The organism is Burkholderia sp. (assembly GCF_018375725.1).
Lineage (GTDB): Bacteria > Pseudomonadota > Gammaproteobacteria > Burkholderiales > Burkholderiaceae > Burkholderia.
Genome location: NZ_JAHACR010000245.1, coordinates 1 through 6549, shown reverse-complemented (window position 1 = coordinate 6549; position 6549 = coordinate 1). Strand labels below are relative to the sequence as shown.

The window sequence follows — 6549 nt, the reverse complement described above, 5'->3', positions numbered from 1 at the left end:
TTACGTCGAGCTCGCCACGAGCACGATCATGCCGCTCTACGACGCGAGCGGCCGCAACGCGCGCGACGACGCGCTGGCGCAGACGCAGGCGCTCGCGATGCTGCAGAAAATGGAATTCGGCCCCGACGGCTACTTCTTCGTCTACGACCTGCGCGGCAATTCGCTGATGCATCCGCGCGAACCCGAACGCGTCGGCCACAATTACTGGTCGATGCGCGATCCGCAAGGCAGCCTGACGATCCAGCAGCTGATCGCCGCCGCATCGCACGGCGGCGGCTATGTGCGCTACGTCTGGCAGCGCCCGTCGACCGGACGCCTCGCACCGAAGCTCGGTTACGTCGTCGCGCTCGAGCGCTGGGGCTGGATGATCGGCACCGGCATCTATCTCGACGACGTCGACAGCGCGCTGCACCGCATCGACGCGCGCGCGTCCGCGAATATCGATCGCACGATGAGCTGGCTCACCGCGATTGCGCTGGCGGGTGCGGCGGTCATCGCGCTCTGCGCGCTGGTGCTGAATGTCAGCGAATCGCGCAGTGCCGACGCGAAGCTCAAGCAGCTCGCCCAGCGCGTCGTCGAATCGCAGGAACAGGAGCGCGCGCGGCTGTCGCGCGAGCTGCACGACGGGATCAGCCAGATGATGGTGTCCGCGAAGCTGATGCTCGAATCGGCGCTCGCGCGCTTCGAGCGCGGCACGGTGCGCATGCCGGAGGCGGAGCAGGCGCTCGCGTCCGGCGTCGTGCGGCTCGGCGACACGCTGCGCGAAGTGCGGCGCATCTCGCATGCGCTGCGGCCGGCCATGCTCGACGACCTCGGTCTCGCGGCCGCGCTCGATCAGTTGGTCCGCGAACTCGGCACGGAAAGCGGCATCGAGATCGGTTATACGCAGGTCGCGGACGGCGGCATGCGGCCGCTGCCCGCGGCCGTCAACACCGCGCTGTTCCGGATCGCGCAGGAAGCGCTCAGCAACATCGTGCGTCATGCGCAGGCGTCGCGCGCCGCCGTCACGCTCGACGTCGCGCCGCACGCGGTCACGCTGACGATCGCCGACAACGGCTGCGGCTTCGACGCCGAGCGCACCCAGACCGACGCGCGCGGCGGCATCGGACTGCGCAACATGCGCGAGCGCCTCGACGCGCTCGGCGGCACACTGACGATCACGTCGCAGGTCGGCCACACGGTGGTCGCCGCGCGCGTCCCGCTCACCTCATCGGCCTGACAGCGTTGCATGGAACCGGCCACGTCGCCAACGCGCCGCGCCCGGTCGACATCCGATCGACAGGAGACCCATTTCTCATGACCGTTCACGAACCTGCCGCGAAGCCCGCCGCCCGGCTCCTGCTGGTCGACGATCACCCGCTCGTGCGCGACGGCCTGCGGATGCGTCTCGAAGCGGCGGATCTCTCCGTCGTCGGCGAGGCAGGCAACGCCGACGAGGCGCTCGCGCTCGCGCAAATGCTCGAACCGGATCTCGCGCTGATGGACGTCGGCATGACCGGGATGAACGGCATCGCGCTCGCCGGCGTCTTCCACGAGCGCTTTCCGGGCATCCGCGTGCTGATGCTGTCGATGCACGACAACATCGAATACGTGACACAGGCGGTGCGCGCGGGCGCGAGCGGATATCTGCTGAAGGATTCGCCCGCGAGCGAGATCGTGCGCGCGATCGGCGCGGTACTCGCCGGCCACACGTTCTTCAGCGAGGGACTGGCCGCGCGGATGATCCAGGCAAGTGCGGCGGCGTCGCCGCTCGAACGGCTGACGCCACGCGAGCGCGACATACTCGATGCGCTCGCCGAAGGGCTGTCGAGCAAGCAGATTGCGCAGCAGACCGGGCTGTCGGTGCGCACCGTCGAGACGCATCGGCTCAACCTGAAACGCAAGCTCGGCATCGAAGGACAGGCCGAGATGATCAAGTTCGCGGTCGAGCATCGGCGGCGCTGAACGCGCCGCGGGCAACAAAAAAGGGTGCATCGCACCCTTTTTTGCATCGCATCCCGCCGCGGCGGTCAGTTCGTGCGCGCGTTGTGCTTCTGCAGGAACGCGATCAGGCCGTCGATGCCGCCTTGCGCGAGCTGGCTCTTGAACTGCCCCTGATAGACCTCGATCAGCCACGCGCCCGACATGTCGATGTCGTAGATCTTCCAGTCGCCGCCGACCTTGCCGAGCCGATAGCCGACCGACTGGCTGTCGCCCGGCGTCGTCACCGTCGACTGCACGAGCGCATCGTTGCCCGACGCGCTGCCCGCCTTGAACGAGAACTTCGCATTCTGGCTGCCGAGCTGCGCGAGCGACGCGGCATAGGTGCGCGTCATCAGCAGCTTGAACTGCTTGTACAGCTCCTGCTGCTGTTGCGGCGTTGCCTGCTTCCAGGCGTCACCGAGCGCGATACGCGTCGTGCGCTCGAAGTTCGTCGCCGGCAGGAAATGCGCCTGCACGACCTGCGTGACCTTCGCCATATCGCCGCCGCGCGCGCCAGGATCCGCCTTCATCGCGGTGACGGTGCCCTCGACCGCATTCTTGACCACGTCGACCGGCGCGCTCTGCGCAAAAGCGGAGACAGACACGGTGGCCGCGGCGAGAAAAGCAAACAGATGACGTTTCATACGGATATCGCACTCGGTAAATGAGAGGTAGGAGCGGCGCGGCAATCCGCGCGGCCGAGGCCAGTATACCGGGCCTGACGCCCGACAGGCATGCCGTGACCGACTGTTACCTTTGTCAGACGCCGGGTTATCACGGATCGGACCGGATCGGGCGCCCGAACCCCCGCATCTCGCATGTGAGTGTGCACTCACATGCGAGATGAACCATACTCGGCGCGGCACGATGCACGCGCCGCCCGCGCCGATTCCTGTGCCGCCGTGAAAATCTCCTTCCCTGGCAGAGGCTTTCTCCGGAGCGACTGCTGCACCTTGGCGCCGGTATACTTGGACACTTTGCCTTTTCGCATCCTACCCCGGCGCCTCATGGTGACTTCTCTCCGCCGTCTCTTGGTAACGTCCTTTACCGTCCGACTGGTCGCGTGGTCGGTTCGACACCCGATCGCGGTCGTCCTGCTGTCGTTCGCCGTCGCTTGGCTGAGCGGCGTCTACGTCGTCCAGCACTTCAAGATCAGCACGGACATCAGCAAACTCGTCGATGCCGATCCGCAATGGTCGGCGCTCGGGAAATCGATCGACAACGCGTTCCCGCAGCGCAGCGGCACGATTCTGGCGGTCGTCGAGGCGCCCGCGCCCGAATTCGCGACGGCCGCCGCGCATGCGCTGACGGACGCACTCGAGAAACAGACCGCGGCCGGCCGCATCGGCCAGGTCGCCGAGCCAGGCAGCGGTCCGTTCTTCGACCGCAACGGCTTGCTGTTCCTTTCGCCGCAGAATGTCGCGAATACCACCGCGCAATTGTCGAGCGCGCGTCCGCTCGTCAACGAGCTCGCGAAAAATCCGAGCCTGACCGGCCTTGCCACCACGCTGTCGACCACGCTCGGCCAGCCGCTCATGACTGGCCAGGTGAAGCTGCCGTCCATGGCGAAACTGCTGTCGCGCAGCGCCGCGACCGTCGACGACGTGCTGGCCGGCAAGCCCGCCGCATTCTCGTGGCGCGCGCTCGTCGACAACGACGCCGCCCGGCAGCCGGCGCGTGCGTTCGTCACCGTGCAGCCGATCGTCAACTACGGCTCGCTGAAAGCGGGCGACCAGGCATCGCGGACGATCCGCGAAACCGCGCATGCGCTCGACCTTCAGAAGCGCTTCGGCGCGGTCGTGCGCCTGACCGGCGAGCAGCCGCTCGCCGACGAGGAATTCGCGTCCGTGCAGGACGGCGCCGCGCTCAACACGATCATCATGATCCTGTTCGTGCTCGGAATCCTGTGGCTCGCGCTGCGCTCGAAACGGATGATCGGCGCGGTGCTGGTCACGCTGGTCGTCGGCCTCGTCGTCACGGCGGCGCTCGGCCTGATGATGGTCGGCTCGCTGAACATGATCTCGGTCGCGTTCATGGTGCTGTTCGTCGGCCTCGGCGTCGACTTCGCGATCCAGTACGGCGTGAAATACCGCGAGGAGCGCTTCCGCGATCCGCGCATCGACCACGCGCTGATCGGCGCCGCGCACTCGATGGGCATGCCGCTTACCCTGGCGACCACCGCCGTCGCGGCGAGCTTCTTCTCGTTCCTGCCGACCGCGTATCGCGGCGTGTCGGAGCTCGGCCTGATCGCCGGCGTCGGCATGTTCGTCGCCCTCTTCACGACGTTCACGCTGCTCCCCGCGCTGCTGCGCCTGTTCGCGCCGCCGGGCGAATCGGACGCGCCGGGCTTCCCGAAGCTCGCACCGGTCGACGACTTCCTCGCACAGCATCGCAAGCCGATCCTGATCGGCACGCTGCTCGTCGTGGTCGGCGCTTCGCCGCTCCTCATGTTCCTGCGTTTCGACTTCAATCCACTGCACCTGAAGGACACGCACAGCGAATCGATGGCGACACTGCTGTCGCTGAAGGATTCGCCCGAGGCATCGGTCAACGACGTGACGCTGCTCGCGCCGTCGCTCGCCGACGCCGACACCGCCGCCAAACGTCTCGACGCGCTGCCCGAAGTCAGCCGCACGACGACACTGTCGACCTTCATCCCGGACGACCAGCCCGAGAAGCGCGCGTCGATCGCCGCCGCCGCGGACGAACTGCTGCCCGCGCTGACGCAGCCGCCGGCGCCGCTTGCGACGGACGCGCAGCGCGTCGCCGCGCTCAAGCGCACGTCGGACCTGCTGAGCTACGCCGCCGAGGATCACCCCGGCCCGGGTGCGGCGGCCGCCCAGCATCTGTCGGCGTCGCTCGCGAAGCTGGCCGCCGCCGACAGCGCGACGCGCGACCGCGCCGAGCGCGCGTTCTCCGGCACGCTGCAAATCGCGCTCGGCCAGCTCGCCATGCTGCTCCAGCCGCAGGACATCACGCGCAGCACGCTGCCGCCGCAGCTCGTGCGCGACTGGATCGCGCCGGACGGCCATGCGCTGGTGCAGATCTCGCCGAAGGTTCCGGCCGGCGTCGATCCGAACGACGACACGATGCTGCGCCGCTTCGCGACAGCGGTGAAGGCTGCGGAACCCGGCGCGATCGGCGGCCCGATTTCGATCCTGCATTCGGCCGACACGATCATCAAGGCGTTCCTGCACGCGGCCGCGTGGTCGATCATCTCGATCACGATCCTGCTGTGGATCACGCTGCGCCGCTTCGGCGACGTGCTGCGCACGCTCGTGCCGCTGCTCGTCTCCGCCTTGGTGACGCTGGAGCTGTGCGTCGTGTTCGGCATGCCGCTCAACTTCGCCAATATCATCGCGCTGCCGCTGATGCTCGGCGTCGGCGTCGCGTTCAAGGTGTATTTCGTGATGGCATGGCGGGCCGGGCAGACCGGTCTGCTCCAATCGAGCCTCACGCATGCGGTGCTGTTCAGCGCCGCGACGACTGCCACCGCCTTCGGCAGTCTCTGGCTATCGCATCATCCGGGCACGTCCAGCATGGGCAAGCTGCTTGCGCTCGCGCTGACGTGCACGCTGATCGGCGCCGTGGTGTTCCAGCCGGTGCTGATGGGCAAACCGCGCGTGAAGCGCGCGAAAAAACCAATTGCAGGGAAGCAATGAAAAAGGTGCGAACCATTACGGCGGTCGTCGCCGCCGGCGCAATGCTGAGCGGCTGCGCGACCGGCCCCAACCGCAACCCGGCCGACCCGTTCGAGCCGATGAACCGTACCGTGTTCAAGATCAACGATACGGTCGACACGCACATCGCCGTCCCGATCGCAAAGGGCTATCAGAAGATCACGCCGACGCCGGTACGCACGGCCGTCAGCAACTTCTTCTCGAACCTCGGCGATCTCGGCAACATCGCGAACAACCTGCTGCAGCTGCGCATCACCGATGCGACGCAGGATCTGATGCGGGTCGCGATGAACTCGCTGTTCGGTGTCGGCGGCCTGATCGACATCGCGACGCCGGCCGGATTGCCGAAGCATCACCAGGACTTCGGGCTCACGATGGCGCGCTGGGGCATGCCGGCCGGCCCCTACATCGTGCTGCCGGTGTTCGGGCCCAGCACGGTTCGCGACGGCATCGGCCGCGCGGTCGACGTGCGCTTCAACCTGCTGAACTACATCGAGCCGGCGGTGCGCAATCCGATGTACGGCGTGCAGTTCGTCAGCGCGCGTTCGGACTTGCTCGGCGCGACCGACCTGCTGCAACAGGCGGCGCTCGACAAGTATTCGTTCGTCCGTGACGCCTACCTCCAGCAGCGCAAGTCGCTGACCTACAAGAGCGAGAGCGCGCCGAGCGCGCTGCCGAACTACGGCGATCCGGACGCAGAGGGCGATACGGGCGGCGAATCCGCGCCGGTCAACGGGCCGGCCGCGCCGGGCTTGCCGCAATACGAAGATCCGGGCGCGGAGGGCGACAATGCGACGCCGGCCGGCGCGCCTGCGGGTGCGTCGGCGCCGGCGGCAGCGTCCTCGGTGCAGGCCGCGCCGGCGAGCGCCGTGCCCTCGACGCCCGCCGCTTCCGGCGCCGCGAGCGA

5 protein-coding genes are annotated in these 6549 nt (G+C 67.7%); 4 read left to right on the top strand and 1 reads right to left on the bottom strand.

Annotation, left to right across the window (positions count from 1 at the left end):
- On the top strand, positions 1 to 1219 hold a 1219-nt coding region (locus tag KH616_RS19690; RefSeq protein WP_292249814.1), incomplete at its 5' end, for a cache domain-containing protein.
- A gap of 77 nt (positions 1220 to 1296) precedes the next feature.
- A complete protein-coding gene (locus KH616_RS19685; protein ID WP_292249813.1) occupies positions 1297 to 1944 on the top strand; it encodes a response regulator transcription factor in 648 nt (215 codons plus the stop codon).
- A 65-nt stretch (positions 1945 to 2009) separates the two neighbouring features.
- On the opposite strand, the gene KH616_RS19680 is transcribed toward KH616_RS19685, so the two are convergent.
- On the bottom strand, positions 2010 to 2606 hold the full coding sequence (locus KH616_RS19680) for a phospholipid-binding protein MlaC (protein WP_292249812.1): 597 nt from the start codon (positions 2604 to 2606) through the stop codon (positions 2010 to 2012).
- A gap of 387 nt (positions 2607 to 2993) precedes the next feature.
- Here KH616_RS19680 and KH616_RS19675 point away from each other — a divergent pair, with 387 nt between their 5' ends.
- Both KH616_RS19675 and KH616_RS19670 read left to right on the top strand, forming a co-directional pair.
- Positions 2994 to 5624 carry an MMPL family transporter gene (locus tag KH616_RS19675; protein ID WP_292249815.1) on the top strand — a complete coding sequence of 877 codons (2631 nt, stop codon included), beginning with the start codon at positions 2994 to 2996 and terminating at the stop codon, positions 5622 to 5624.
- On the top strand, positions 5621 to 6549 hold a 929-nt coding region (locus tag KH616_RS19670), incomplete at its 3' end, for a VacJ family lipoprotein (RefSeq protein WP_292249811.1). The genes KH616_RS19675 and KH616_RS19670, both read left to right, overlap by 4 nt.